Annotated in this window: 24 protein-coding genes and 1 pseudogene; 9 read left to right on the top strand and 16 right to left on the bottom strand. The window is 57.7% G+C overall.

Annotated features, from left to right (window positions below):
• Both ABY948_RS04255 and rhlE read left to right on the top strand, forming a co-directional pair.
• Positions 1 to 729, top strand: a 729-nt coding sequence (locus ABY948_RS04255) for a hypothetical protein (protein ID WP_461481272.1), incomplete at its 5' end; no start/stop codon positions are given.
• Positions 730 to 1199: 470 nt separating this feature from the next.
• Positions 1200 to 2720 (top strand): ATP-dependent RNA helicase RhlE, encoded by a 1521-nt coding sequence (gene rhlE / locus ABY948_RS04250; protein ID WP_461481271.1) that lies wholly within the window; start codon positions 1200 to 1202, stop codon positions 2718 to 2720.
• Between the two features lie 77 nt (positions 2721 to 2797).
• On the opposite strand, the gene acmB is transcribed toward rhlE, so the two are convergent.
• The 3 genes from acmB to ABY948_RS04235 form a co-directional block, all read right to left on the bottom strand.
• Positions 2798 to 3976 carry a methyl acetate hydrolase AcmB gene (gene acmB / locus ABY948_RS04245; protein ID WP_461481270.1) on the bottom strand — a complete coding sequence of 393 codons (1179 nt, stop codon included), beginning with the start codon at positions 3974 to 3976 and terminating at the stop codon, positions 2798 to 2800.
• Between the two features lie 71 nt (positions 3977 to 4047).
• Positions 4048 to 4434, bottom strand: a complete 387-nt coding sequence (locus ABY948_RS04240) for a GFA family protein (RefSeq protein WP_461481269.1) — start codon at positions 4432 to 4434, stop codon at positions 4048 to 4050.
• A 136-nt stretch (positions 4435 to 4570) separates the two neighbouring features.
• Entirely contained in the window at positions 4571 to 6448 is a 1878-nt protein-coding gene (locus tag ABY948_RS04235) for a sigma 54-interacting transcriptional regulator (RefSeq protein ID WP_461481268.1), read from the bottom strand.
• A 304-nt stretch (positions 6449 to 6752) separates the two neighbouring features.
• Between ABY948_RS04235 and ABY948_RS04230 the strand changes: the two genes are divergently transcribed.
• Genes ABY948_RS04230 through ABY948_RS04210 form a run of 5 tightly spaced genes read left to right on the top strand, consistent with a single transcriptional unit; the run spans position 6753 to position 10917 of the window.
• On the top strand, positions 6753 to 8219 hold the full coding sequence (locus ABY948_RS04230; RefSeq protein WP_461481267.1) for an ABC transporter substrate-binding protein: 1467 nt from the start codon (positions 6753 to 6755) through the stop codon (positions 8217 to 8219).
• 1 nt (position 8220) lies between these two features.
• Entirely contained in the window at positions 8221 to 9048 is an 828-nt protein-coding gene (ntrB, locus tag ABY948_RS04225) for a nitrate ABC transporter permease (RefSeq protein WP_461481266.1), read from the top strand.
• 3 nt (positions 9049 to 9051) lie between these two features.
• Positions 9052 to 9945, top strand: coding sequence for an ABC transporter ATP-binding protein (locus ABY948_RS04220; protein WP_461481265.1), 894 nt, complete (start codon positions 9052 to 9054; stop codon positions 9943 to 9945).
• A gap of 17 nt (positions 9946 to 9962) precedes the next feature.
• Positions 9963 to 10403, top strand: a complete 441-nt coding sequence (cynS, locus tag ABY948_RS04215; protein ID WP_461481264.1) for a cyanase — start codon at positions 9963 to 9965, stop codon at positions 10401 to 10403.
• A 40-nt stretch (positions 10404 to 10443) separates the two neighbouring features.
• Positions 10444 to 10917 (top strand): nuclear transport factor 2 family protein, encoded by a 474-nt coding sequence (locus ABY948_RS04210; protein WP_461481263.1) that lies wholly within the window; start codon positions 10444 to 10446, stop codon positions 10915 to 10917.
• Between the two features lie 4 nt (positions 10918 to 10921).
• On the opposite strand, the gene ABY948_RS04205 is transcribed toward ABY948_RS04210, so the two are convergent.
• The 7 genes from ABY948_RS04205 to ABY948_RS04175 form a co-directional block, all read right to left on the bottom strand.
• A complete protein-coding gene (locus ABY948_RS04205; protein WP_461481262.1) occupies positions 10922 to 11575 on the bottom strand; it encodes a class I SAM-dependent methyltransferase in 654 nt (217 codons plus the stop codon).
• 68 nt (positions 11576 to 11643) lie between these two features.
• Positions 11644 to 11976, bottom strand: coding sequence for a cupin domain-containing protein (locus ABY948_RS04200; protein WP_461481261.1), 333 nt, complete (start codon positions 11974 to 11976; stop codon positions 11644 to 11646).
• A gap of 135 nt (positions 11977 to 12111) precedes the next feature.
• Positions 12112 to 12318 (bottom strand): cold-shock protein, encoded by a 207-nt coding sequence (locus ABY948_RS04195; RefSeq protein ID WP_461481260.1) that lies wholly within the window; start codon positions 12316 to 12318, stop codon positions 12112 to 12114.
• Between the two features lie 207 nt (positions 12319 to 12525).
• Entirely contained in the window at positions 12526 to 14238 is a 1713-nt protein-coding gene (locus ABY948_RS04190; protein ID WP_461481259.1) for a cation:proton antiporter domain-containing protein, read from the bottom strand.
• A gap of 105 nt (positions 14239 to 14343) precedes the next feature.
• Entirely contained in the window at positions 14344 to 15618 is a 1275-nt protein-coding gene (locus ABY948_RS04185; protein WP_461481258.1) for an O-acetylhomoserine aminocarboxypropyltransferase/cysteine synthase family protein, read from the bottom strand.
• A gap of 93 nt (positions 15619 to 15711) precedes the next feature.
• Entirely contained in the window at positions 15712 to 16734 is a 1023-nt protein-coding gene (locus ABY948_RS04180) for an NADP-dependent oxidoreductase (RefSeq protein ID WP_461481257.1), read from the bottom strand.
• A gap of 58 nt (positions 16735 to 16792) precedes the next feature.
• Positions 16793 to 17185, bottom strand: a complete 393-nt coding sequence (locus ABY948_RS04175) for a hypothetical protein (RefSeq protein ID WP_461481256.1) — start codon at positions 17183 to 17185, stop codon at positions 16793 to 16795.
• 215 nt (positions 17186 to 17400) lie between these two features.
• Here ABY948_RS04175 and ABY948_RS04170 point away from each other — a divergent pair, with 215 nt between their 5' ends.
• A complete protein-coding gene (locus tag ABY948_RS04170) occupies positions 17401 to 18114 on the top strand; it encodes a DUF4197 domain-containing protein (protein ID WP_461481255.1) in 714 nt (237 codons plus the stop codon).
• 305 nt (positions 18115 to 18419) lie between these two features.
• On the opposite strand, the gene ABY948_RS04165 is transcribed toward ABY948_RS04170, so the two are convergent.
• The 4 genes and pseudogenes from ABY948_RS04165 to ABY948_RS04150 all read right to left on the bottom strand — a co-directional run.
• Complete coding sequence (locus ABY948_RS04165) at positions 18420 to 18671, bottom strand: hypothetical protein (protein WP_461481254.1); 252 nt, start codon at positions 18669 to 18671, stop codon at positions 18420 to 18422.
• 6 nt (positions 18672 to 18677) lie between these two features.
• Positions 18678 to 19157, bottom strand: coding sequence for a NifB/NifX family molybdenum-iron cluster-binding protein (locus ABY948_RS04160; protein ID WP_461481253.1), 480 nt, complete (start codon positions 19155 to 19157; stop codon positions 18678 to 18680).
• 379 nt (positions 19158 to 19536) lie between these two features.
• Positions 19537 to 19869 carry a YegP family protein gene (locus ABY948_RS04155; protein ID WP_461481252.1) on the bottom strand — a complete coding sequence of 111 codons (333 nt, stop codon included), beginning with the start codon at positions 19867 to 19869 and terminating at the stop codon, positions 19537 to 19539.
• A gap of 642 nt (positions 19870 to 20511) precedes the next feature.
• Positions 20512 to 20676 (bottom strand): annotated as a pseudogene (locus tag ABY948_RS04150) (IS5/IS1182 family transposase); the annotation flags it as partial.
• Positions 20677 to 20909: 233 nt separating this feature from the next.
• Here ABY948_RS04150 and ABY948_RS04145 point away from each other — a divergent pair.
• The gene (locus ABY948_RS04145; protein WP_461481251.1) at positions 20910 to 21170 is read left to right on the top strand and encodes a helix-turn-helix domain-containing protein; all 261 of its coding nucleotides are present in this window, start codon (positions 20910 to 20912) and stop codon (positions 21168 to 21170) included.
• A 133-nt stretch (positions 21171 to 21303) separates the two neighbouring features.
• Here ABY948_RS04145 and ABY948_RS04140 read toward each other — a convergent pair whose 3' ends face one another.
• On the bottom strand, positions 21304 to 22317 hold the full coding sequence (locus ABY948_RS04140; protein ID WP_461481250.1) for a TerC family protein: 1014 nt from the start codon (positions 22315 to 22317) through the stop codon (positions 21304 to 21306).
• A 374-nt stretch (positions 22318 to 22691) separates the two neighbouring features.
• A partial coding sequence (gene secF / locus ABY948_RS04135; RefSeq protein ID WP_461481249.1) for a protein translocase subunit SecF occupies positions 22692 to 24139 on the bottom strand: 1448 nt, incomplete at its 5' end.

Below are 24139 nucleotides of genomic sequence, written 5' to 3'. Positions count from 1 at the left end.
GTGAAAGTTATCGCCGTATTGGTTGTGGTGGTCTTGCTGGTGGTGGTGTTTGCCATCCTCAATCTCGATAAAGGCATCAAAGCGGCCGTTGAAAACATTGGTCCGAAACTGACCCAGTCCGCCGTGACCCTGGACGATGTGGAGCTGTCCCTGGCCTCCGGGGAAGGCAGCCTGCATGGCCTGGTGGTGGGCAACCCCGCGGGCTTTAAAACCCCCAGCGCGTTTTCCCTCGGCGAAATTTTCCTGTCCGTGGATCCGCAATCCGTGACCACGGACACCATTGTCCTCAACAGTATGCGTATCGTGGCGCCGGAAATTACCTATGAATCTGCCCATGGCACTACCAACCTGGCACAGCTGCAAAAGAATGTGGAGCAGGCAACCGGTGGCAGCGCTGGTGCCGCGGCGGAGGAGAGCGGTGAGGGGGCGGAGAAAAAACTGATTATCCGCGACCTGCAGATTACCGCCGGCAAGATGAGCTACAGCAACCCGTTGTTGGGTGACAAGGCAGTGGCGCTGGCACTGCCGGATATCCACCTGACCGGCATTGGTGAAAAATCCAACGGTGCCAGCACCGCCGAGGTGGTCAGCCAGGTGCTGGCGGCCATCAACAAGAGCGCGGCCGGGGCCGTTGCCAATGCCAGGGTGCTGAAGGATGCCGGCGACCAGGTCAAGCAGCAGGTCGAAGACAAAATCGGCGGGTTCAAGGGCCTGTTTAACAAGGACTAGATGTTCCCGCGGAATTAGGCGGAACATAAAAAAGCCCGGCTATGCCGGGCTTTTTTGCTGTGGTGGCCGGTGCGCACGACAGGGCCAGCGCGGTGGCCCCGATGTCGTTACCGACGGCGCGGCGCAGTCCTGGCGCAGTCCTGGCCAGTGGTTGGCCGGTCGCGGCTTGGTGCCTGCGGGCGTGGTTTGCTTGCGCGGAACCGGGTTTGTCGGGCCTTTCTAAAATGATACAGCCGAGCGCCCGTATTCCATCCCATGCTGTGGTGTGCCGTATTGAATGCGAATACCCTTAGACTTGTCCTGGCCATGCTGCTATAGTCGCCACTCACGGTACCCATCGGTCGGTACCTGATGTGTCCCCGGTTTTCCCTCTTTGGTTTTCCCCGACACCCCCCTAAGCAAATGTTTCCTGCCTAAGACCGTTTCTGTGCCCAGTGCATGGATAGGCCGGTCCCGGAGTTAAAATTTATATGTTGTTTTCTGAACTCGGCCTGTCGGCCGAATTGTTGCGTGCTGTTTCCGATCAAGGCTATAGTGAACCCACCCCCATTCAGTCTCAGGCGATCCCCGTAGTATTGACCGGGCGCGATGTTTTGGCGGGAGCCCAGACGGGCACCGGTAAAACCGCCGGCTTTACCCTGCCGCTGTTACAGCTGCTGAGTGCGCGCAAGCCTGTCGAGGGACGTCGCCCGGTGCGGGCGCTGGTACTGACCCCGACCCGCGAGTTGGCCGCCCAGGTGGGTGAGAGTGTCAATACTTACGGCAAACACCTGCCGATCAAGTCTGGCATCATTTTTGGCGGGGTGAATATCAACCCGCAAATTTCCATGCTGCGCCGTGGCATCGATATCCTGGTGGCGACACCGGGTCGCCTGCTGGATCATGTCAACCAGCGCACCCTGGATCTTTCCCAGGTGGAAATTCTGGTGCTGGATGAAGCGGATCGCATGCTCGACATGGGCTTCATCCACGATATCCGCAAGGTGCTGGCGCTATTGCCCAAGCAGCGTCAGAACCTGTTGTTTTCTGCCACTTTTTCCAACGAGATCAAGCAGCTGTCGGATGGCCTGCTGAACAAGCCCGTTTTGATCGAAGTCGCGCGCCGCAATACCGCTTCCGAGCGGGTTGAACAGGTGGTTCACCTGGTGGACAAAAACCGCAAGCGCGAATTGCTGTCCTACCTGATTGGTGACGGCGACTGGCGCCAGGTGCTGGTGTTTACCCGCACCAAGCACGGCGCCAATCGGCTGGCCCAGCAATTGGAACAGGATGGCCTGAGCGCGGCGGCGATTCACGGCAACAAGAGTCAGGGTGCCCGCACCAAGGCGCTGGCAGATTTCAAGAAAGGTTCGGTTCGCGTGCTGGTGGCGACGGATATCGCCGCCCGCGGTCTCGACATCGACCAGTTGCCCCACGTGGTCAACTTTGAGCTGCCCAATGTGCCCGAGGACTACGTGCATCGCATCGGTCGTACCGGCCGTGCCGGTAATGAGGGTGAAGCGATATCCCTGGTCTGTGTCGATGAGCACAAATTGTTGCGCGACATTGAGCGTGTCCTGAACAAGGAAGTCCCCAAGGTCCGGGTGAAAGGTTTTGAGCCGGACCCGAGTATTCGTGCGGAGCCGATTCAGAACGGTCGCAGCAGTGGCAATGGCGGTGCCCGTCGTGTTTCAAGTCCCTCCGGGCAGCGCCGCAGTGAAGGTGTTCGCAGTGGTCGCCCTGGCGGCAACCGCGACAGCCGTCCGGGTGCTGGCAGAGATAGTCGCCCCAGTGGGCAGCGCGATGGTCGTCCGAGTGGCAACCGCGATGGTGCTGCCAGCGGCAATCGTGATAGCCGTCCAGCGGCTGGTCGAGACAGCCGTCCCGGTGCGAGCAGAGATAGCCGTCCCGGCAGTAATCGTGACAGCCGACCGCAGGGCCAAGGCCGTCGCTCCGGCGGTGACAAAGCCCGCAGCAACTCATCCCGCTCCAGTTGGGGCACCATGGGATAGTTGAAACTATAAGCGACACAAAAGGCCCGGACGCTGTCTGATTGATGGTGTCCGGGCCTTTTTCGTTGCGGGTCTGATTATGTCAGGTGGCGATAGACCACCGACTCGAAATCCACAAAACCCGGGTATGAGGCGATATCCTGAAACGGCAGTATCTGCGAGGCCCACATTCCGCCAATGCCATTCTTGCGATCGATCCAGTAGAACAGGTTGGCCAGTCCCGCCCACATCAGTTGCCCGGCCGGGCGGCCCGACGGCGTAGGTTCTTCATTGACCTGAAAGGTATAGGCCCAGGATTTTTTCAGGCCGGGAAAGAATTCCCCGTCATTGGACAGCGATGGGATGGAGCTGCTCCAGCCGCCGCTCTGTAGGCCGTCCAGGCCGTTTTTCGCCATCTTTGCCACGGTCTCCGCTTGCAACACCCGGCCATTGGGGCCGTCGCCATCGTTCAGCAACATACGGATAAATTTCATGTAATCGCCTACCGTGGCATACAGGCCGTGGCCGCCCATGTCCATTTCCGGGGGCTGTGGCAGGATCAGATCCCAGGGTGCCAGTTGGCCGTCCTCGGCGCGGCTGTGCAGGCTGGCCAGCCGCGATTGCATGGACGGCGTGATGGCGAAGGCGCTGTCGTGCATCGCCAGCGGTGCAAAGATGCGCTCCTGCATCACCTGCCCCAGGCGCTTCCCTCGCACCGCTTCCACCACCTTACCGATCCAGTCGATGTTGACGCCATAGGCCCAGCGCTCGCCGGGCTCGAACAGCAGCACGGTTTTGATGCCGTCAAAGGTGCTCGATACCACCGTGGGGGTTTCCCTGGCGGTGCGGAAGGCCAGGTCGTCGCAACTGAAAAACTCGTAGGAAAACCCGGCGGTGTGCAGCATCAACTGGTTCAGGGTGATGTCGGATTTCGGTGGCCGAAGCCTGGGTTGGCCGCTGCTGTCGAAGCCCTCCAGTACCTGGATATCGGCAATTTCCGGCACATAGTCCCTGGCGGGGTCGTCCAGACTGACCAGCCCTTCCTCCACCAGTTGCATCAATGTGGTGCCGGTCAACGCCTTGGTACAGGAGAAAATGGCAAACACGGAATCCGTGGTCATGGGCTGTTCACTGCCCATTTCCCTGACCCCGGCGGCACCTTCGTAGAAATTGTCCTGTCGGTCCGTGACCATGGCCACCACCCCGGGCGCACCGCCCGCCTGGTGAACGGCATTGTGCAGGACGGTATCCGCCGCATGGCGCAGTGAATCACTCATGGTTATCCCCTCTCGCTATTGGTTACCGGCCCTTGTCATTATTTTCTAAGGGGCGGGCAATGGGTGTGGTTTTATTGTGGTTCCCGGCTTTTATGGGCCAGGCGGTGGGCGTGCTGTTCCCAGTTCTGCCCGTCGAACTGGACAATGGTTATGGATTTTGGCTGTTCATTCAAGCAGCGCAGATTCACGTCCACGCCATCCGGGTTGGAGCGGGGGATGTAAAACGGCTTGATACCGCAGATACGACAAAAGGTGTGTTTGGCCACGCCACTATTAAAGGTGTAAGTCTGCAGCTGCGCCTCGCCGCTCAACAGTCTGAAGTTTTTCTTTGGCACGATCAGGTGCAGGTAGCCGGACTTGGCGCAGATGGAACAGTTGCAGTCCTCCACTTCAACCTGTTCCGGTGCCTCGGCCTCGAAGGTGACGGCGCCGCAGTGGCAGCTTCCCCGGTAAATCATGGCTTGCTCCTCACTAGCCGCCAAATGTTGCGCCGGGGCATTCTGGAAGCGGCAGGAGGCGTCTGGCAATTAGACTAAAGGAGGGGGCAAGAGGTTAAGGTGGGTTGCGGGCCCTAGTTGCAGCCGGGTTATATGGCTAGCTGCCCCCTGGTTTAAATTGCCGGGCATCAATGCGGTATTTCTTGATACGGGAAGCCAGCGTGGTCGGTTTGATACCCAGCAATTCCGCCGCGCCGCCGCTGCCGAATACCTTGCCCCGACATTTTTCCAGGGCAACCAACAGGTTGCGACGATCCTGTTGTTGCAGTTCTGATGCGGTAAAAATCGCTCCGGTTGCATTGCTGTCCGCCGCAGGCGTTGGCGGGGTGTCCCGCCTGACCAGGTCATCAAATCGCAGGGTGTGGCCCTGGGCCAGAATGACCTGCCGTTCAATGACATTTTCCAGTTCGCGAATATTGCCGGGCCAGTGATAGCGCCTGAGTTTTTCCAGTTCACTGAGGGGGATCTTCAGCCCGGGCTTGTTGGCGCGGGTGCAGCTTTTTTGCAGCAGGTGCTGGGTGAGCAGGGGGATATCGTCGCGCCTTTCCCGCAGCGGCACGGACTCGATGGGAAACACGTTGAGGCGGAAATAGAGGTCTTCACGAAATTGCCCGCGCTGTACCAATTCCTTCAGGTTGCGATTGGTGGCCGTGATGATGCGCACGTCCACGTGGCGGGTGCGGGACTCTCCCACCCGTTCGAACTGTTGCTCCTGTAACACCCGCAACAGTTTGCCCTGCAGGTGCAGGGGGATTTCACCCACCTCGTCGAGGAACAGGGTGCCGCCGCTGGCCAGTTCGAAGCGCCCCGGTCGGTCGCTGGTGGCGCCGGTAAAGGCGCCGCGGGCGTGACCAAAAAATTCGCTTTCGAACAAGTCCGCCGGAATGGCGGCACAGTTCACGCGGATCAGCGAGCGTTGGCAGCGCTGGCTCATTTCGTGGATGGCCCTGGCAATCAGTTCCTTGCCGGTGCCGGATTCACCGCTGATCAACACGGTGGAACTGGTGGGTGCCACCAGTTCGATCTTCTGCAGGATATGCTGTACCGCGGCGCTCTTGCCGATGATCTGGTGGTGGTTGAATTCGGAATTGATCTCCTCCTGCAGGTAGGCGTTTTCCAGCTCCAGCTGGTTTTTCAGGGTCTCCACTTCGGCAAGGGCTTCCAGCAGCCGCTTCTTGTCAGCTTTTTTCTGGGAGATATCGCGAAAAATGACCACGGCGCCAACGATAAAGCCGTTGTCCTGGATCGGGGTGCTGGTGTATTCCACATCGATGGGTTTGCCCGATTTGCTCCAGAACGTGTCGTCCACCACCTGGTGGACGGTGCCATCGCGAAAGGCCTCGAAAATCGGGCACTCCTCCACTTGGAAGTGGCTGCCATCGGCGTGGGAGTGGTGCACCATGCTGTGCATGTTGCGCCCCGCCAGCTCCTCGGCGCGATACCCCAGAATGCGTTCTGCCGCCGGATTGACAAAGCTGGTGATGCCCTTGGAGTCGACACCGTAGATGCCATCGCCCGCCGCGTCGAGCAGCAGCTGGTTCTCCCGCTCGAACTCCTGGAACACCTGGGATACCCGGTTCCAGTGGCCGATGCCGGACAGGTAGTGCCGCTCGGCGGTGGAGCGCTCCCGGAGCTGTTGCAACTCGTCGGCCTTTTGCAGGCTGAGATAGAGGGTTGGCTGTTCTCCGTACTGGGCACAGCGACCGCTGATTTCGAGTCGCAATTCTTCTCCCCCGGCGTGCAGCAGCAGGTGGTCGCACCAGCCCCGGCCTTTTTCCAACAGCGCCTGGGTAAACACAATCAGCCCCGGCAGGTTGGCGGAAAAAAGCTGGCTGGGGCGGACCTTCTGGATTTCCAGCATATCCATGTGTAGCAGTCGACAGGCCTCCTGATTGCTGCCGAGCAAGCGGTCGTTGAACGGGTCGACGACCAATTGGGCGGTGGCCGAGTAATTGAAAAAAGGCGTTTGCTGCATGGGCTTTCTGCATAGGAGGCGGCGTCTCCTTCGATCTTTCAATTTTCACGCCAACCGTTACGAAAAATCGTGCCAGATAACCCGAAATATCGTGAATTACGATTTTTAGTCGTTTTTTGTGCGGCGGGTTTCAGTAATTTTTTTCTTTATAAGTCATATGGTTGAATTTATTTTTACAGGTTGGCACCAAAGGTGCAGTAATCAGGCTAAACCCTGCGCGCCCTGGTAGTGATGGCGGCGTCGGGCAGATGTTCCCTGCACCAATGGTGTGCAACCTAAAGCTGAGCAGAGAGGAAAGTGAATCATGGCGAACAAGAGTTTGGGCAACCCCTATGATGCCGACAACAGTCTGATCCATACCAGTGATTGCTCCTGTCAGGTTTGTCGGGCCGAAGCCGCAAACCCGCGGGGACTGACCGACCAGCAACGGCTTGCGCTACTGGAGCGGCAGGCAGACAGTGGCGCCGCCCATGATGGGCGGCGGCGCGGTGTGGACGAGGCCTTTGACAGTTCCGAGGACCTCATGGATCGGGTGGTGGAGAGCGCCATCGTGCGGGGGGTGTTCGGCCACAGCGATACCAGCCGCCGCAATTTTATCCGCATGGTGGGTGGCGGCACCCTGGCGGCGGTGCTGGGCAGCTTGATTCCCATGGATCAGGTGAAGGCCGCGGTAAAAGAGTCCATGGGGCCGCTGGAAAAAACCAAGCTCAAAGTCGGCTTTGTGCCGATCACCTGTGCCACGCCGATCATCATGGCCCAGCCCATGGGCTTCTACGCCAAGTACGGGCTGGATGTGGATGTGATCAAGACCGCCGGCTGGGCGGTGGCGCGGGACAAATCCCTCAACGGCGAGTACGACGCCTCCCACATGCTGACCCCGATGCCGCTGGCCATGTCCATCGGCGCCGGTTCCACCGCCACGCCCTACATCATGCCGGCGGTGGAAAATATCAACGGCCAGGCCATCGTGCTGCACAACAAGCACCTGGACAAGCGCGATCCGAAACAGTGGAAGGGCTTCAAGTTCGGCGTGCCGTTCGATTACTCCATGCACAATTTCCTGCTGCGCTATTACGTGGCGGAGCACGGTCTCGATCCCGACAAGGATATCCAGATCCGGGTGGTGCCGCCGCCGGAAATGGTGGCCAACCTGAAGGCGGGCAACCTGGATGGTTACCTGTCCCCCGATCCCTTTAACCAGCGGGCGGTATTCGAGAAGGTCGGCTTCCTGCACATTCTCACCAAGGACATCTGGGAGGGTCACCCCTGCTGCGCCTTTGCCTGCAGTCAGAAGTTCGCCACCGAAATGCCCAACACCTACGCCGCCCTGTTCAGGGCCATCGTCGATGCCACCCATTACTCTTCGAAAGCGGAAAATCGTGAGGAAATCGCCAGGGCGATCTCGCCGAAAAACTACCTGAACCAGCCGGAAGTGGTGGTCAGGCAGGTGCTAACCGGTCGCTATGTCGACGGCATCGAGAAAAAAGTCTACGACGTGCCCGACCGCATCGACTTCGATCCGTTTCCCTGGCACTCCATGGCGGTGTGGATTCTCACCCAGATGAAGCGTTGGGGTTATATCAGCGGGGATATCGACTACAACGGCATCGCCGAGCAGGTCTATGTGGCCTCCGAAACCGGCAAGGTGATGCAGGAGTTGGGTTACACCCCACCGAGCAAAACCTACCAGAACTACAGCATCATGGGCAAAACCTTCGACTACACCAAGCCCGAGGAATACATCAACAGCTTTGCCATTAAGAAGGTGTGATATGGCCTCTCTGAACATGAGGGCGCTGTTGCTGTCCCTGGTGATACTGGCGTTGGCGCTGGGCCTCTGGGAGGCGTTGAACCCGCCCCCGGAGGCGACCGCGGCGCTGTCGGAGTACGAGCTGCTGATGGGGGGTGCCGATCAGGAGGCCCGGGTGCCCCCGCCCTCTCAGGTGCTCGGACATGCCTGGGATGAATTGAGCAACCCCTTCTATGATGCCGGCCCCAATGACAAGGGTATCGGTATCCAATTGGCCTATTCCCTGTACCGGGTGCTGACCGGATACCTGGCGGCGGCACTGGTGGCGATTCCGCTGGGCTTTGTGATCGGCATGTCGCCGCTGATGTATCGGGCGCTCAACCCGTTTATCCAGGTGCTGAGGCCCATTTCACCGCTGGCCTGGATGCCGTTGGCGCTGTTCATTATCAAGGACTCGGAGCGCTCCGCCATCTTTGTGATTTTTATCTGTTCCATCTGGCCGATGCTGATTAACACCGCGTTTGGCGTGGCCAATGTCAGGGGGGACTGGATCAAGGTGGCCAGGACCCATGAGCTGAGCCAGCTGAAAACGGCTTTCCTGGTGATCCTGCCGGCGGCGGCACCCACCATTCTCACCGGCATGCGCATTTCCATCGGCATTGCCTGGCTGGTGATTGTCGCGGCGGAGATGCTGGTGGGCGGCACCGGCATTGGCTACTACGTCTGGAACGAGTGGAACAACCTGGATCTCAACAGTGTGATTTTTTCCATCCTGATGATCGGTATTGTCGGCATGTTGCTGGACATGGCACTGGCAGCGGTGGCGAAACTGGTGCAGTACGAGGAGTAGTGGATGAGCAGTCATTTTGTCAGTGTCGAGGGCCTGTCCAAGGTATACCCCGGCAAGGATCAGGATCTGGTGGTGTTTGAAAACGCCAATATTGGCCTCGACAGGGGGGAGTTCGTCTGCATTATCGGCCATTCCGGGTGCGGCAAATCCACCATCCTCAATGTCATGGCCGGCTTGGATACCCCCACTTCCGGGACCCTGATCATGGATGGCAAGGAAGCCATCGGTCCCAGCCTGGAGCGCGGCGTGGTATTCCAGAACTACAGCTTGCTGCCCTGGCTGACCGCCTTGCAGAACGTCAGTTTTGGGGTCAGGGCGCGCTGGCCCCGCTGGAGCCGGAGCGAGGTGGAGGTGCACAGCGGTCGCTTCCTGTCGATGGTGGGCTTGTCTCACTCCCTGCACCAGAAGCCCTCGCAGTTGTCGGGCGGCATGCGCCAGCGGGTCAGTATCGCCCGCGCCTTTGCCACCAGCCCCAAGCTGCTGTTGCTGGACGAGCCCTTCGGGGCCCTGGACGCATTGACCCGGGGCATGATTCAGGACGAGTTGATCAAGATCTGGAGTGAAACACAGCAGACCGTGTTCATGATCACCCACGATGTGGACGAGGCTATTCTGCTGGCGGATCGGGTGCTGCTGATGACCAACGGCCCCCATGCGCGGGTGGCGGAGTCGGTGAAAATCAACCTGCCCCGGCCGCGGGATCGCGGCACCATCATCAACGATCCGGCCTATTACAAAATTCGCAATTACCTGGTGAATTTCCTGGTCAAGCGCTCCGGGCAGTTGTCCGGCGCCCAGGGCGGGGGCGAGGCAGTCACCCGGCATGTCGATCCCGCCAGCGATGGAAGTGCCGTCGATGAACAACCACAGTCGGCGACTTTTCGCGCCGCCATTTGAAACACACAGGAGTTACTATGGACAAACTTACCATGACTGAAACGATTGTCAGCACCAAGCTGGCCAAGGGCCTGAGCTGGGAAAGCATGGCCGGTGACCTGGGCATGTCGCCGGTGTGGCTCACCTCGGCCTGCCTCGGTATGAACAGCGCGCCGCCGGAAAAAGCCGCCGCTATCGCCGAATACCTGGGGCTGGGACCGGAAGTGGCCAAAGCGTTGGAGGCCTTTCCCACCAAGACCTGGGACAAGGCGGTGCCCAACGATCCGTTGATCTACCGCCTCTACGAAATTGTCGGGGTCTACGGCGACACCCTGAAGGAAGTCATCCAGGAAAAATTCGGTGATGGCATCATGAGCGCCATCGACTTCTCCATGGAAGTCGATAAGATCGAAGATCCGAAGGGTGACAGGGTGCTGCTCACCCTGAATGGCAAGTTCCTGCCCTATAAAAGCTGGTGATCGCCCGGACCGGCATTGCCTCCGCGATGGGAGTATTGCGATGAGTGAGCAAGTTCGGCCGCCGCTGCCGCCTTTCCATTACGAAGATGCCGTGCTGAAGGTGCGCAAGGCGGAAGACGCCTGGAACAGTCGGGATCCACAGGCGGTGTCACTGGCCTACACGGAGGATTCCCGCTGGCGCAACCGCTCCGAGTTTGTTTGCGGGCGCGCAGACATCGTTGCCTTTCTCGAGCGCAAGTGGTCGCGGGAACTGGATTATCGGTTGATCAAGGAGATCTGGTCGCACAGTGATGACCGCATCGCGGTGCGCTTCGCCTACGAGTGGCGGGATGCGGCGGGCAACTGGTTCCGCTCCTACGGCAATGAGAACTGGGCCTTTGCCGAAAACGGTTTGATGAAAGTGCGCCACGCGAGCATTAACGATGTGCCGATCAGTGAGGTGGAGCGGTTGTTTCACTGGCCGCCGGGTCCGCGGCCCCTCGATCACCCGGGGCTGACGGAACTGGGCCTGTAGGGTTTTATTGGCGCAGGTATTCAATGATCTGGCCGCGGAAGGGCTGTGACAGGTAGTCGGCCGCTTCGGGCTGGTGCTGGCTGTGACGGTAGCCGAGCTGGATCATTTTTTTACTGAACGGGGCGTGGTGTCCGCGGCCGGGATCGACGATGACCACTTCGCAGTGGGGCTGGGCGTGCTGGTCGATAAATTCGGACAGCAGTGCCACGTGTTCCCGTTCGTAGAGCACATCACTGCCGATGATCAGGTCAAACAGTCCCAGGTCCACATTCTCATCGGCCCAGCCGGTGCGCACAAACGGAATGTCTTCGCCTTCGTTGAGGCGCACATTTTCTTCCAGGAAATGGCCCGCTTCCGGATGATAGTCGGTGGCGGTGATATCTGCCTGGCGGTGGCTCAGTAGCAGGCTGGCCAGTCCGATGCCGCAACCCACCTCCAGAATGCGTTTGCCACGGATCTCATAATCAAACATATGGTGAGCGAGCACCTTGCCGGAATCCCAGACAATGCCAAACAGCGGCCAGCTGGCGGAAGAGATGCCGAGCTGTGCTGCGGCGCCGCCGGTGTCGTCAAATTCCTGGTTATCTCGCAGGGTGCGCACATGGATATCCACTTCGCCAAACTCGATGGTCTGGTAGCGTACGCGTAGAGATGACATAAATTCTCCGGTGGGAAGGGGTTGGCACGCAGAGTGGTCGGCCCGACGCCACACACTACGCAAAGTTTTTATCCCTCAGGGTATATCACCAGTAGGGTGCAGCCCGTTTCTGACTGTGGCATATGTGAGGTGTTTTTGGGTTGGTGTACGAAGTCGCCTTCGCGATAGTCTTCCCTGCCGCCGCCGAAGATGCCCGAAATCACGTAGATCTGTTCCGGTCCGCTCGCGTGCAAGTCAATCCCGGGGAATTTTGCTCCGGGTGCGAATTCATAGACCGCGGCCCAGCTGCCGTTTTCACCTGTCCAGATTTTTCTTTCGGTGATGCCCGGGAGGAGTTCCACCGGCTCCACATCTTTCCAGTTGACGCGGGTCACGCCTTCAAAGTTCAGCTCGGTGCTCATAAGATTCTCCTGCGATCTTGTTATAGGGTATTAGCAGGATAGCCGGTATAGAGGTAGTAAACAAAAAAGGGCAAGGTATCACATACCTTGCCCTTTATGTTTATCTCCTCCACCGAAGTGGAGGAACATCAGTCATCAAATGACGACGATGTTTTCAGCCTGGGGACCTTTTTGTCCCTGGGTGACAGTAAACTGAACACGTTGGCCTTCTACCAGGGTTTTGAAGCCTGAGCTGGAAATGGCGCTGAAGTGAGCAAACACATCGGGGCCAGATTCGCGCTCGATAAAACCAAAACCTTTTGATTCGTTAAACCATTTCACGGTGCCGGTAACAGTAGACATAACTCTATCCTGTAAATTTGTATTTGAAAAAAACCTTGTTCAAGGCGGTGTCGCTGGAAGTATTACTAGTAGTTATGGAAACAGGACGAGGTGCTAAGGACGACGAAGTGGTGTACATAAAGATAGGGCTTACTTTCTAGCTGTTGCCACTATAGAGGGTTTGTTATGAAAGGGGAAGCGAAATCTTTTTTTATTCGCAACGGCCATTCAAGGGTGTTTTTCAAGGGTGCCGTCGGCGTGGCCGCGCTCGGTAGCGGCGATGCGGCTGTGGCAGGTGCGACGGAAATCTTCAATGGTACTGTTCAGTTTGTCGCTCTCCTCGCCCAGGCTTGAAAGCGCCATGCGCGCCAGCTCCAGACTGGCCTCGATGTTCTCTGAGACCACCCCGGTGGCGCCGAGCTGGCTGAGAAGCTGGCATTGGGGCAGGCTGTGGCCGCGGGCGTAAACCAGTTTGTCCGGGTAGGTTTTGCGCAGGGAGGAGACGATCTCCTCGGTGGCCTCCGGGTCGTTGATGGTCACAATGATGACTTTGGCATTGCTGGCGCCAGCGGATTTCAACACCTCCGGTTTGCGCACATCGCCAAAGAAAACCGGGTGGCCGTTGGCGCGCGCTCGACCGACATTGGAGGCATCGCTGTCCAGCGCCACAAAGGCCTTGTCCGATCTTTCCAGTATTTCGCCGATGGTGTGGCCGACCCGACCGAATCCGGCCAGCACGATGGGGGCCTCATGGATATCCTGGTCAGCCGGTTCCATTCTGTACTCCGGTGCCCTGGCCAGCCTCTCCGCCCAGCGGGCCAGCAGCGGGGTGATCAGCATACTCAGTAGCACGACCAGCAGCAGCTGCTGAAACAGTTCTGTGGGCAGTAGTCCCGACTGGTGTGAGAGGGAAAACAGCACCAGCGAAAACTCACCGCTCTGGGCCAGAATCAGCGCTATGGCCAGGCTGGTCTTAGTTTTCAGTCCAAACAGCAGGCTCGCCGGAAAAAGCGCCGCGACCTTGACTGCGATCATCAGGGCGAGCAGGGCGAACGTGAGCAGCGGTTTCTCGACCAGCAGCTGGACGTTCAGGGACATGCCCATGGACATGAAAAACAGCCCCAGCAGCAGACCGCGGAAGGGCTGGATTTCGGCAATCACCTGATGGCGATAGAACGAGTCGGAGATCATCATCCCCGCCAGGAATGCCCCCATGGCCATGGACAGTCCGGCCTGTTCCGTGGCCAGTGCCGTGCCCATTACCATCAGTACCGCCGAGGCGGTGAACACTTCCGGGCTGCCGGACAGGGCCACCCGGTGCAGGATCGGGTGGAGAAAGACGCGGCCCAGCACCACCACCATGGCGACAATCGACACCGATTCGATCAGCGTGAGCCAGATATCTTCATCAATCGCCAGCGCCGGCGCTGACAACAGCGGGACCAGTGCCAGCAGCGGCACCACCGCCAGGTCCTGCATCAACAGCACCGCGATGGACGAGCGACCGTAGCTGGAGGTGATTAGTTTTTGCCCGGCGATCAGCTGTACCACGAAGGCGGTGGATGACAGCGCCAGGGTGGGACCTATCAGGATGGCCGCATTGGCCGGGATGTCAAAGCAGACATAGGCGAGTGCGCTAAACAGCAGGCCGGTGAACAGTACCTGCAGGGAACCGAGGCCGAATACCAGTTGCCGCATCTGCCACAACAGGGTGGGCTTCATTTCGATGCCGATGACAAACAGCAGGAACACCACGCCGATCTCCGACAGGTGGCCGATGTCACTGATATTGCTGATCAGCCCGAACCCCGAAGGACCGACAATGATCCCCGCCAGCAAAAAACCTGGTACTGCACCCAGTCTCAGTGCCTGGGCCAATGGCACGGCCACTACCGCGGCAATCAGTAGGGCAATGATGTCCAAAAGATAGGAAGCGGGCATGCGCTGGGGGTGTCCGAGGTGTCAGGGAGAGTGGTAGCTACCTTACCGCAGTAACCCGGAGCAGCCAATCGCCGGAAGTGACCGCCCCGGGAACGGCTGGGCGTGTCAGGACACGGCATCCAGGGCCTGGGCAATATCGGCAATGATGTCGTCGATGTTTTCAATGCCGATGGAGAGGCGGACCAAATCGCTACTGACGCCGGCCTTTGCCAGTTCTGCGTCATTGAGCTGGCGGTGGGTGGTGGTGGCGGGATGACAGGCCAGCGACTTGGCATCGCCGATATTGACCAGCCGCAGAATCATCTGTAGCGCATCGATAAACTGGGCGCCGGCTTCGCGGCCACCTCGGATGCCGAAACTGAGAATGCCGGAGGCCTTGCCGCCGGTGATTTTCTGGCAGGTGGCGTGGTAGGGGCTGTCCGGCAGGGTGGCGTAATTGACCCAAGTCACCTTGGGGTGTACCTGCAGATAGCGGGCGGCCTGCTCGGCGTTGGCGCAGTGGCGTTCCATCCGCAGCCCCAGGGTTTCCAGCCCCTGCAGAATCAGGAAACTGTTCATGGGTGACAGGGCGGCACCGGTGTTGCGCAGCGGCACTATCCGGCAGCGGCCGATAAAGGCCGCTGGTCCCAGCGCCTCGGTGTAGACCACGCCGTGGTAGGAGGGATCCGGCTGGCTGAAAATGGGAAAGCGTTGCCGGTGGGTGGCCCAGTCGAATTTGCCGGAATCGATAATGATGCCGCCGATGGAGGTGCCGTGACCGCCTATATATTTGGTCAGGGAGTGCACCACGATGTCCGCGCCCAGCTCAATCGGGCGGCACAGGAAGGGGGTCGCCACGGTGTTGTCCACGATCAGGGGAACGCCCGCGCGCCGGGCAATGTCTGCCAGTCTTGCGATATCGACGATATTGCCCGCCGGGTTGCCGATGGACTCGCAGAAAATCGCCTTGGTTTTAGCGTCGATGGCCTTTTCGAAGCCCTCGAAATTGTCGTGGGCCAGCATGCGCGCCTCAATGCCCTGGTTGGGCAGGGAGTGAGCGAACAGATTGTAGGTGCCGCCATAGAGCTGGCTGGTACTGACAATGTTGTCCCCCACCGTGCAGAGGCACTGGATCGCGTAGGTGATTGCCGCCATGCCCGAGGCCACCGCCAGGGCGCCGATACCGCCCTCCATCGCCGCCATTCTTTGCTCCAATACGGCGGTGGTGGGATTCATGATGCGGGTGTAGATGTTGCCCTGCACTTTGAGGTCGAACAGGTCGGCGCCGTGCTGGGTGTCATCAAAGGTGTAGGAGGTGGTCTGGTAGATGGGTACCGCCGCCGCCTTGGTGGTTGGCTCGGATTCGTAACCGCAGTGCAGTGCCAGTGATTCGAGTTTCATCGCGTCATCCCTGTGTTGGAATTATTAGGAATAGCTGTGGATCGGGCCACTATAGCGCCCGTCGGGGCGGGCGCAAAGTGTTGGCCAATGGTCTCAGGCGGTCTTGTCAGCGATGCGGATCAGCCGCTTGCCCAGGTTGTCGCCGCGGTACAGGCTGGCAATGGCATCGGGCGCTTTGTCGATGCCGTCCAGGATATCCTCCCGGTAACAGATTTTGTCGTCGCGAATCCAGGGAGTCAGTGCGGCAATGGCTTCGCCGTAACGAGCGGCGTAATCAAACACCAGGAAGCCCTGCATGTGGGCGCGGTTCACCAGCAGTTGCCGCTGCACCCGGGGGCCGAGAGGGATCGGGTCCCAATTGGTAATGGCGGCGGTGCCGCACAGGACGATGCGTGCGCCGACATTGATCCGCTTCATCACCGCATCGCTGATGGCGCCGCAGGTGTTGTCAAAATACACATCCACGCCGTTCGGGCAGGCCTTTGCCAGTGCCTCGTCGAGATTGTCGTGGCGGTAGTCGATGGCGGCATCGTATTGGAACGCCTCCCGGCACAGGCGGACTTTTTCCGGCCCCCCGGTGATGCCGACAGTGCGGCAGCCGTACAGTTTGGCCAGTTGCCCGACGCAGGAACCCACGGCACCGGCCGCGGTGGACACCACCAGGGTGTCGCCGGGTTTTGGCTGGCCCACCTCCAGCAGGCCGAAGTAAGCGGTGACGCCGTTGATGCCCAGCACGCCCAGGGCCGTGGAGATCGGCAGGCCATTGTCCTCGACTTTGCGCTGCACGGCCTCGCCGGCAATGGCGGCGTAGTCCTGCCAGCCAAACATGCCGGTGACGATGTCGCCGCATTGGTACTGCGGATGGCGGGACTTGACCACCTTGCCCACTGTCAGGGCGCGCATCACGCCCCCCAGAGGCACAGGTTCCGAGTAGTTGGCCACGGCGCTGACCCAGCCGCGCATGGCCGGTTCCACCGACAGGTAGAGGTTGCGCACCAGAATCTGGCCCGCGGTGATGTCGGGGACAGCGGTTTCAATGATCTCGAAGTGTTCAGCCTGGGGAATGTCCGTGGGACGTGACTTGAGAATCACTTGTCGGTTGATCTGAGTACTCATGGTAACCCCTATGTGCCTGTCTGGTGTTGTTACGGGTATTTGTCAGAATGGTGAAAGGTTATTTTGCCAGCCGGATGGTCAGGGCAGTGGCTATGCCCCATACCCAGTTGAAAAACAGCACCAGCAGCGGCGTCAGCAGACCCAGTTCCAGTCCGGCGATGCCCTGGTGCGCTTTGAATGGGAAGATGATGAACAGTTGCACCGCTGTCGGCAGCAGACTGAGCAGGGTGCCCTTCCAGAACAGCCGCGATTGCAACATGGGCAGGGCAAACAGCAGTCCCCAGAGCCCGCCCCAGACGAGCCTCGGGTAAAGCCACTGGGGCGAAAGGCCCGGTGCGATGGCGACACCTAATGCTGCCGAAATACCGGCGTCGCCAAACAGCCAGACGGTAAGGCTGTTGACCAGTGCGCCGACACAGCCGGCGGCGAAAACAATCAGCAGTTTTTTCATGGCATTTTCCCGTGGCCCGGAAAGGAGTGCAGCCAGTTTACACATTGATGGCGCGAAGCAAAGCGGGGAAATAGTGGTTGCGGAGATCGGGGGTTCGTGAGCGGGTGACAGCTGCGCCGCTATTCGCTGAAAGGGGAGAGGTGATAGAATGGCCCCGCTCTGGCCATCCTGGCCGTTATGCCGGTTCCGGCAATTTTTTGGACCCCTGTCTATCTATGCGACGCAACCTGTGGATTTTTGCCGCCAGCCTGTTGCTGGCGGCCTGTACCCCCTCGATCAATGGCTGGCAGCAGCTTGCCCAGGACAAACTGCAGCAGAGTGTGGCGGCAGAATTCGGCCGCCAGTTGGGGCGGGGAATCGGCACCGTTGTCACGGCGCTGGGGGTTGCGGGGGGCTACCTGGATGACCCGCTGGTGCGGATATTGTTGCCGCCCCCGCTGGGTATGGTGATCGGCGTGGCGCGAGACCTGCAGGCCAACCCGGAAGCCGCGGCGCTGGAGATTCTCATGAACCGGGCGGCGGAACAGGCGATCCCCGGTGCCGGGCCGGTGCTGCAGGAACTGGTGGCCGGACTCAATTCCCGGGAGATGGCGATTCTGCTGGACGGCGATGGCACGGCGGCGACAGATTACCTGCGCGGTCGTGCGGAGGATGCAGTGCTGGCTGCCGTATTGCCGGAGGTGGATAGAAAGCTGGAGGAAAGCGGTGCGGTGGCCGCTTACCGCGACCTGCTTGAACTGGAGCAAGAGGTCGAGACATTCAAGGAACAGGGTGAAGAACTTGGCGGCCTGGTGGCGAGCGATGAATTGGGCGCCTACGTGGCGGGGAAAGCAGTGGACGGGCTGTTCAAACGCCTTGGCAGGGAGGAGCGAGCCATTCGTGAGGTACTCTCCCGGCCTGAGCTGCCAGCCACAGGGCTGCCCAGATAAAAATGCCCACCCCGCAGTGGCGGGTGGCGACAGGCCATAAGAACTCTGCCTGCCCGTCCGGCAACGAGGGTTGCGGTGCGCCTCGCCTGAGCTGCCAACCGGACTTCACCTCGATGTAAAAGGATTCTATTTTGGCGCCGCTGCGGCAAAGTGACGCGGCTACACCGGCACGATCGCCGTCCTGGCAGCCGGTTTAATGGCGGGTTTTGTGTCTGGGTTGCGGGTTGCGGGTTGCGGGTTGCGGGTTGCGGGTTGCGGGTTGCGGGTTGCGGGTTGCGGGTTGCGGGGAGAGTGGGCAGGGGGAATCAATCGCCGTCACCTCGCAGCTGCTCATCGATCTCGCGCATCATGAACTGATTGCTTTTGATGTTGCGGGCAAGGCGTTCCGCCTCTTCACGGCTGTAGCCGTTGAGTGTGAAACGGGTTGAGCCGGCGGGATCTCCGCTGTGGAACAGGGCAACCTCCAGCAGCCAGCAATCCGGTTGTTGCTGGGGGCGGAGTTTAACCGCTGCCTTGAGTTCGCCTTCGAGCGGGGTAATCAGGTTGAGGACGTCCACTGTAGATTATTCTTCCCAACCCTCTTCATCCATGGCGTCGAAGCGGGCAGCTGCGGACGTTTTCTGCTTCTGTTTGAGAATATTGGCCAGCCAGAACTCCGGTGAGCCGTTGAGTTGGCGCTGCAGCCCCTCGATCAGTTCCTCCACATCCGGCCCGCCCTTGACCTGGATGGGATTGATGCCGAGGGCGACAAGCTGCCTGGTGGCAGACCCTCCGACAGAACCGCAATAGACAATGTCCGCGCCTGCCAACCAGGCAAGCCTGGGTTTCAGTTTGTCTTCATTGCAGTCTTTCTTTTCAGTGCCAAAGGCCTGTCTGGCCAGCAGCACAGCGTTGTCTGTGCTGACCTCATAAAGGTAAAACGCACTGGCAGATCCAAAGTGCTGGTCGACCATATCCCCGTCCCCGGAGGCAAACGCGACCAGGAGTGCGTCGGCAGGGGCGGGCAAGTCGGCAACACGGCTGACGGAAGACATCATATTCATGGTGGGGGCCTCATTGGGTAGAGAACGTCTGTCCAGACCCTTTGTCGTGCAAAAACCGAACCACTGTGGCGGAATGAACGCATTCCGTGGCCATGGTTTAAAAGGCTTGTAACTGATTGAAATGCAATCTATAAAATGATTTTTCGAAGGGGATGACGGCGGAAGGTTAAACAGGGCAGAGGTAGGAGATGCCCCGAGTGACACAAATTGTCGGGAAGGAAGCAATCAGGGATGTCGTCACCTGCACCCTGCCGGGACGAGGCCCTGTGCGAATCTGGCCCGCAAAAAAAGCCCGCTTCAAGCCCCAAGGGCTAAAGAGAGGTGTCGGTGCGAGACCCTTGGCCCGGAGTATCCGGGACAAGGGGCCTCTCGGGAACCATTAAGCGCTTGCTTTAACTTCTTTGGTCGTGCCCTGGGATTTTGCCAGTGCAATAGCATTTTCGAGCAGTTGTGCGCTGGGATACTTCTGGCTAATGCCGAGAACATCATGATTCGGTGCCTGAAGTCTAAAGAAGTGCTGGCCATTGGCTTCTTTTCTTTCGTAGCGATCCTCGTAGGCACAGTTGTTGCGGACCACGCTGATATCGTTCATGGCGGAGCCCTTGGAAAAATAGGGTTTACTGCTGACCAGCAGTGTTTCGCCGTTATCGCCTTTTAGGGAAAATGCGAACTTTCCGTCTTCATTCTTGTTCAGTTCAAACCAACTAGTCATACCCGTCTCCTCTTGTTATTTCAAACATAACGATGCCCTGGGCATCGGGTAGTAATTTTTTATGGCTAACGACGTGCTAAGCAGGAGAGCTGCGGATCTCTTCGGCTTGTCCCTGCGCCAACAGGCTGGGTAGTAGCCGAGGTGCGTTGGAAAGCGCAAGCCATTTGGTTAGTCGTCGTCAGGCGTCAAAGTATCTAGCCAGGGCGTTTGTATGTTCAATCATGGCGGGGGCGTTTTTTTGACCAAAATCAATATTTCTGCCCAATAAATTTGTGAAAACCATTCTAACTGTCTTGTTTTAAATGGGGTTTTACGGGGACAGAAAAATCTGATTTTTTGGCCGTTCGGATCGTCAAACACGGCATATATTGCACTGTTTTATTTGAATTTATGGATTTTTTCTGGTGTTGCTCCCGAGTCTATTGGGAGGTGGTTTGAAATAAATATTCTCAGTTGATAAAAATATGTTTTATGATATTTTTTTCTGTAAAAAAAATAGTAGAAAATAATATTGAAATATAAATAAAGGATATTTTATGACCATAACATGGTAATTGTATGATTGCTTGTGGCGTATCGCAGTTTTGGCCGCGTTGTGTTTGAAAGACCCCGTTGCCAGGATAGCTAGGGTCAGTTGCCGTTTCACATGGGTAGCCATAGAAAACCACATGCCATGGCGATCATACTTTCATAATTTCTCTTTAACTTATCGAATCGGCTGGCAATGGATCGATACTGTTTGAGTCGTGCAAAGGCATTTTCAACCAGGTGGCGGTATCGATACAGGCCTCTGTCCAGATCACCATTGGACTTGCCCCAAAATTTAGACACTCCCAAGCCTCATAATGAGGCCCGTTCAAAGACCTCTGGACTAACACCGCCGAGATGGCTATGACGTCGCACCCGAGGTAGCAACGAAAGGTAAAGACTATAGACATCAAACCCATTAAAACTGATGCCGACTACCGAACGGCATTAAAAAAATTAAAGGCCTGATGAGGGCTGGACCAGACACCCCAGAAGGCGAAAAGCTGGACGTCATGGTCACGCTTATTGAGGCTTATGAAGCCAAGCATTTCCCGATGGATTTGCCCGATCCTGTAGAAGCGATCAAATTTGAAATGGAACGCAAGGGCTTAACCGTCAAAGACCTGAAGCCGATGATCGGCAAAAGAAATCGCGTTTACGAGATCCTAAATCACAAGCGCTCGCTGACTTTGAAAATGATCTGGAAGCTCCACGAAGGCTTGGGTATTTTTCCCGCTGAGTCGCTGATCAAACCGCCTCAAATTCATGCCTAATCGTTCTCTGTGAATTGGGAGGGAGGGCACCGTTGATGCCTTGGTTCACAGAGGTGACATAGGTTTGAAATTTCTTGGGTTATCAGTCAGCTGTTCAGAAGGCTGACCGTAACCCTCGACTGTCAGGGTCGATCTACTCTTCTGGTTTTCTGCTTCGCACGTCATCGGTTTTTGGTGGGCTACCAGGTATCCACCACTGACCTGCCATTTGCGATGCTTCAGCAGGCGCAAGATGCTTCGTTTTCCACATAGAAAACAGAATCGTCCCACCAATAAGAACACCTGTAATCAACAATGCCGCTTCGGTGGGAATGACCTTGGTGCCAAACCATGCGTTGAGGATCATTTTTATCCCAACGACCACCAAAACCAGTGACAATCCGTACTTGAGGTAATGGAATCGATGGATGATGCCCGCCAACGCAAAGTAAAGCGCCCTCAATCCCAGCATTGCAAATACGTTGGAGGTATAGACGATGAACGGATCTGAGGTTATGGCAAAGATCGCCGGAATCGAGTCCAGCGAGAACACCACATCGGTCAGCTCGATGAGGACCAGAACCAGAAATAGCGGCGTCATATAGCGAACGCCCTCAGCCATCACGAAAAAACGAGACCCTGAGTACTCCTGTGTAATTCTGAAGCGGCTGCGCATGAACCTCACGATACGGTTATTATCAACGTCAGGTTCCTGGCCAACCGTCACCAACATCTTGACCCCGGTGAAAATCAGGAAGGCACCGAAAATATAGATAACCCAATGAAACGCCTCGATAACTGAGGCGCCTACCAAAATAAGTGTTCCACGCATCACGAGCGCCCCGAGAATCCCCCAGAAGAGCACGCGATACTGGTACTGCGGAGGAACAGCAAAGTGGGAAAAAATCAGCACAAATACAAAGATATTATCGACGCTAAGGCTCTTTTCTATCAGATATCCGGTGAGAAACTGGTACCCCTCAGCTTCGCCCATGAAGACGAACATGCCGACTGCGAATATCATGGCAAGCATCAGATAAGAGAGACTGAGCCACAACGCATGTCTGACAGTAATCTGTTTTTCACCTCGGTGTAGTACACCCAGGTCCAGAGCAAGCAGGGCAATGACAAACAGATTGAACCCGACCCACAGCCATATTTCGTCCATCAATTACCCTGCCTTTAGATACTGGTTAAATTGTCGAGCATTGATCCCGCCCAACCTGTCTGTTCGAGGTTTACCGTACTGATCCGGTAATCAAGCATATCGCTAATCGTGAGCCTTACTTCTTCGATCACGGTTTCCATCCCCACTGTGGGCTCACTATCGCCAAGCTCCTTTTTGATTATCTGTTCAATCGTTAGCTCTCTATTTGCACTCAGATCAATTCCATAAGACCCTTGCAGACCATCTATTCAGGTACTGCCCTTCAGGCGAAGAGTTTTGGGCGGGTACCACGATTGCCAGCGTAAATACGACGCCATGCCGAACACGGGCCTCCTCCCTGTGCGAACGAGTCCGGCCTGGCATCGGTAACCTCCTTAAGGTATCAGTTCCAGCTCTTTTCGGATTTCCTCCGCCGTGGGCCTTAACTGCGGAAGCCCCCTGTCGGCACGCCGCTGGCCCAGATAATACAGTATCGGCGAAGCAATAAAGACAGAGGAGCTCGTCCCGATCACAATCCCGAACAGCATGGGCAACGCGAAACTCGCCACCGCTGCGCCGCCAGCAATCCCCATGGGTAACAGGGCAAGGAAGGTTGTGACCGATGTAAAAACGGTTCGCGTGAGCGTGGAGGATATGCTTTCATTCAGTAACTCCAGCATTGGTCGCTCCGGCGCCTTTCGGATGTTTTCCCGGATACGATCAAATACAACGACCTTGTCATTCACCGAATACCCGATCAACGCCAGCACAGCCGCAACCGCCGTCAGATTGAACTCCACCCCGGCAAGCGCAAAAAAACCGATGGTTTTGGTCAGATCCAGCGCAATGGTCACGGTTGCCGCCAAGGCAAAGTGAGACTCGAAGCGGAACCAGAGATAGCCCAGTATCCCTGTACCAGCCAACAGAACAGCGAGAATGGTAGCGTCGCTGAAACCGCCGCTGACTTTGGGACCCACCATGTCTACTTTTGGAAACTTCGCGCTGGGCTCGACCGCTGTGACGGCAGCCTTGAGCAGACCAACCTGTTCTGCCGTGGTTCTGTCGGGGCCCGGCTCGGCCGGCAAGCGAATCAGGAATCGGCCGTCAGATCCAACCTCCTGAATGGCTGCATCCGTAACCTCCTGTGCCTGTAAAGTGGTGCGCAGTTGCTCCACGCTTACGCTTTGAGCATGCACCTCAACCACCGTCCCGCCGGTAAAGTCGACACCATACTTCAGACCTGGCTGTACAAAGAGCGCAAGGGACACAACGGAAAGCACGGCGGACACCAGTAACCCGATTACCCGGCCTCGCATGAAGTTCACACCGTTCTCGCTCAGGTGATCCAGCCAGGCAATACCCGAAATAACCAACGGTTCCCGTTCTCGGCCCCGGATTCGCCACTCCATGATCAACCGCGTTATAGCGATGGCCGTGAACATCGACGTAACCAGGCCGATGCCGATAGTGACAGCGAACCCTCGCACCGGGCCGCTACCAAACATGAACAGCAGACTGACAGCGATCAGAGTCGTGAAGTTGGAGTCCAGGATGGTCCGATAGGCCTTACCAAACCCCTCTTTTAGAGCCATCCATGCCGACCGGCCAGAGCGTAATTCCTCGCGTATCCGTTCGTTGATCAGAATGTTGGCATCCACCGCCATGCCAATAGTCAGAATGATGCCTGCAATACCCGGCAAAGTAAGTGTTGCGCCCAACAGGCTCAGTATTCCGAAGACCAGTCCGATATTGACCGTCAGACCGGCGCACGCAATCAGCCCCCATCGCCCATAGAGCCCGACCATGAAAGCGATGACCAACGCTGCTCCTAACAATCCGGTGG

The organism is Porticoccus sp. (assembly GCF_041592135.1).
Classification (GTDB): domain Bacteria; phylum Pseudomonadota; class Gammaproteobacteria; order Pseudomonadales; family Porticoccaceae; genus Porticoccus.
Note: the sequence above shows the minus strand (reverse complement) of the source record. Positions and strands in the feature narration are given on the sequence as shown.

Coding starts and splice junctions, on each gene's coding strand:
- ABY948_RS04205 (WP_461481262.1), bottom strand. CDS start 11,575: ATGTCATCTCTACGCGTACGCTACCAGACCATCGAGTTTGGCGAAGTG.
- ABY948_RS04195 (WP_461481260.1), bottom strand. CDS start 12,318: ATGTCTACTGTTACCGGCACCGTGAAATGGTTTAACGAATCAAAAGGT.
- ABY948_RS04180 (WP_461481257.1), bottom strand. CDS start 16,734: ATGAGTACTCAGATCAACCGACAAGTGATTCTCAAGTCACGTCCCACG.
- ABY948_RS04170 (WP_461481255.1), top strand. CDS start 17,401: ATGCGACGCAACCTGTGGATTTTTGCCGCCAGCCTGTTGCTGGCGGCC.
- ABY948_RS04175 (WP_461481256.1), bottom strand. CDS start 17,185: ATGAAAAAACTGCTGATTGTTTTCGCCGCCGGCTGTGTCGGCGCACTG.
- rhlE (WP_461481271.1), top strand. CDS start 1,200: ATGTTGTTTTCTGAACTCGGCCTGTCGGCCGAATTGTTGCGTGCTGTT.
- ABY948_RS04145 (WP_461481251.1), top strand. CDS start 20,910: ATGGTCACGCTTATTGAGGCTTATGAAGCCAAGCATTTCCCGATGGAT.
- ABY948_RS04220 (WP_461481265.1), top strand. CDS start 9,052: ATGAGCAGTCATTTTGTCAGTGTCGAGGGCCTGTCCAAGGTATACCCC.
- ABY948_RS04200 (WP_461481261.1), bottom strand. CDS start 11,976: ATGAGCACCGAGCTGAACTTTGAAGGCGTGACCCGCGTCAACTGGAAA.
- cynS (WP_461481264.1), top strand. CDS start 9,963: ATGGACAAACTTACCATGACTGAAACGATTGTCAGCACCAAGCTGGCC.
- acmB (WP_461481270.1), bottom strand. CDS start 3,976: ATGAGTGATTCACTGCGCCATGCGGCGGATACCGTCCTGCACAATGCC.
- ABY948_RS04155 (WP_461481252.1), bottom strand. CDS start 19,869: ATGACTAGTTGGTTTGAACTGAACAAGAATGAAGACGGAAAGTTCGCA.
- ABY948_RS04185 (WP_461481258.1), bottom strand. CDS start 15,618: ATGAAACTCGAATCACTGGCACTGCACTGCGGTTACGAATCCGAGCCA.
- ABY948_RS04210 (WP_461481263.1), top strand. CDS start 10,444: ATGAGTGAGCAAGTTCGGCCGCCGCTGCCGCCTTTCCATTACGAAGAT.
- ABY948_RS04140 (WP_461481250.1), bottom strand. CDS start 22,317: ATGGACGAAATATGGCTGTGGGTCGGGTTCAATCTGTTTGTCATTGCC.
- ABY948_RS04240 (WP_461481269.1), bottom strand. CDS start 4,434: ATGATTTACCGGGGAAGCTGCCACTGCGGCGCCGTCACCTTCGAGGCC.
- ABY948_RS04160 (WP_461481253.1), bottom strand. CDS start 19,157: ATGAATATGATGTCTTCCGTCAGCCGTGTTGCCGACTTGCCCGCCCCT.
- ABY948_RS04230 (WP_461481267.1), top strand. CDS start 6,753: ATGGCGAACAAGAGTTTGGGCAACCCCTATGATGCCGACAACAGTCTG.
- ntrB (WP_461481266.1), top strand. CDS start 8,221: ATGGCCTCTCTGAACATGAGGGCGCTGTTGCTGTCCCTGGTGATACTG.
- ABY948_RS04235 (WP_461481268.1), bottom strand. CDS start 6,448: ATGCAGCAAACGCCTTTTTTCAATTACTCGGCCACCGCCCAATTGGTC.
- ABY948_RS04190 (WP_461481259.1), bottom strand. CDS start 14,238: ATGCCCGCTTCCTATCTTTTGGACATCATTGCCCTACTGATTGCCGCG.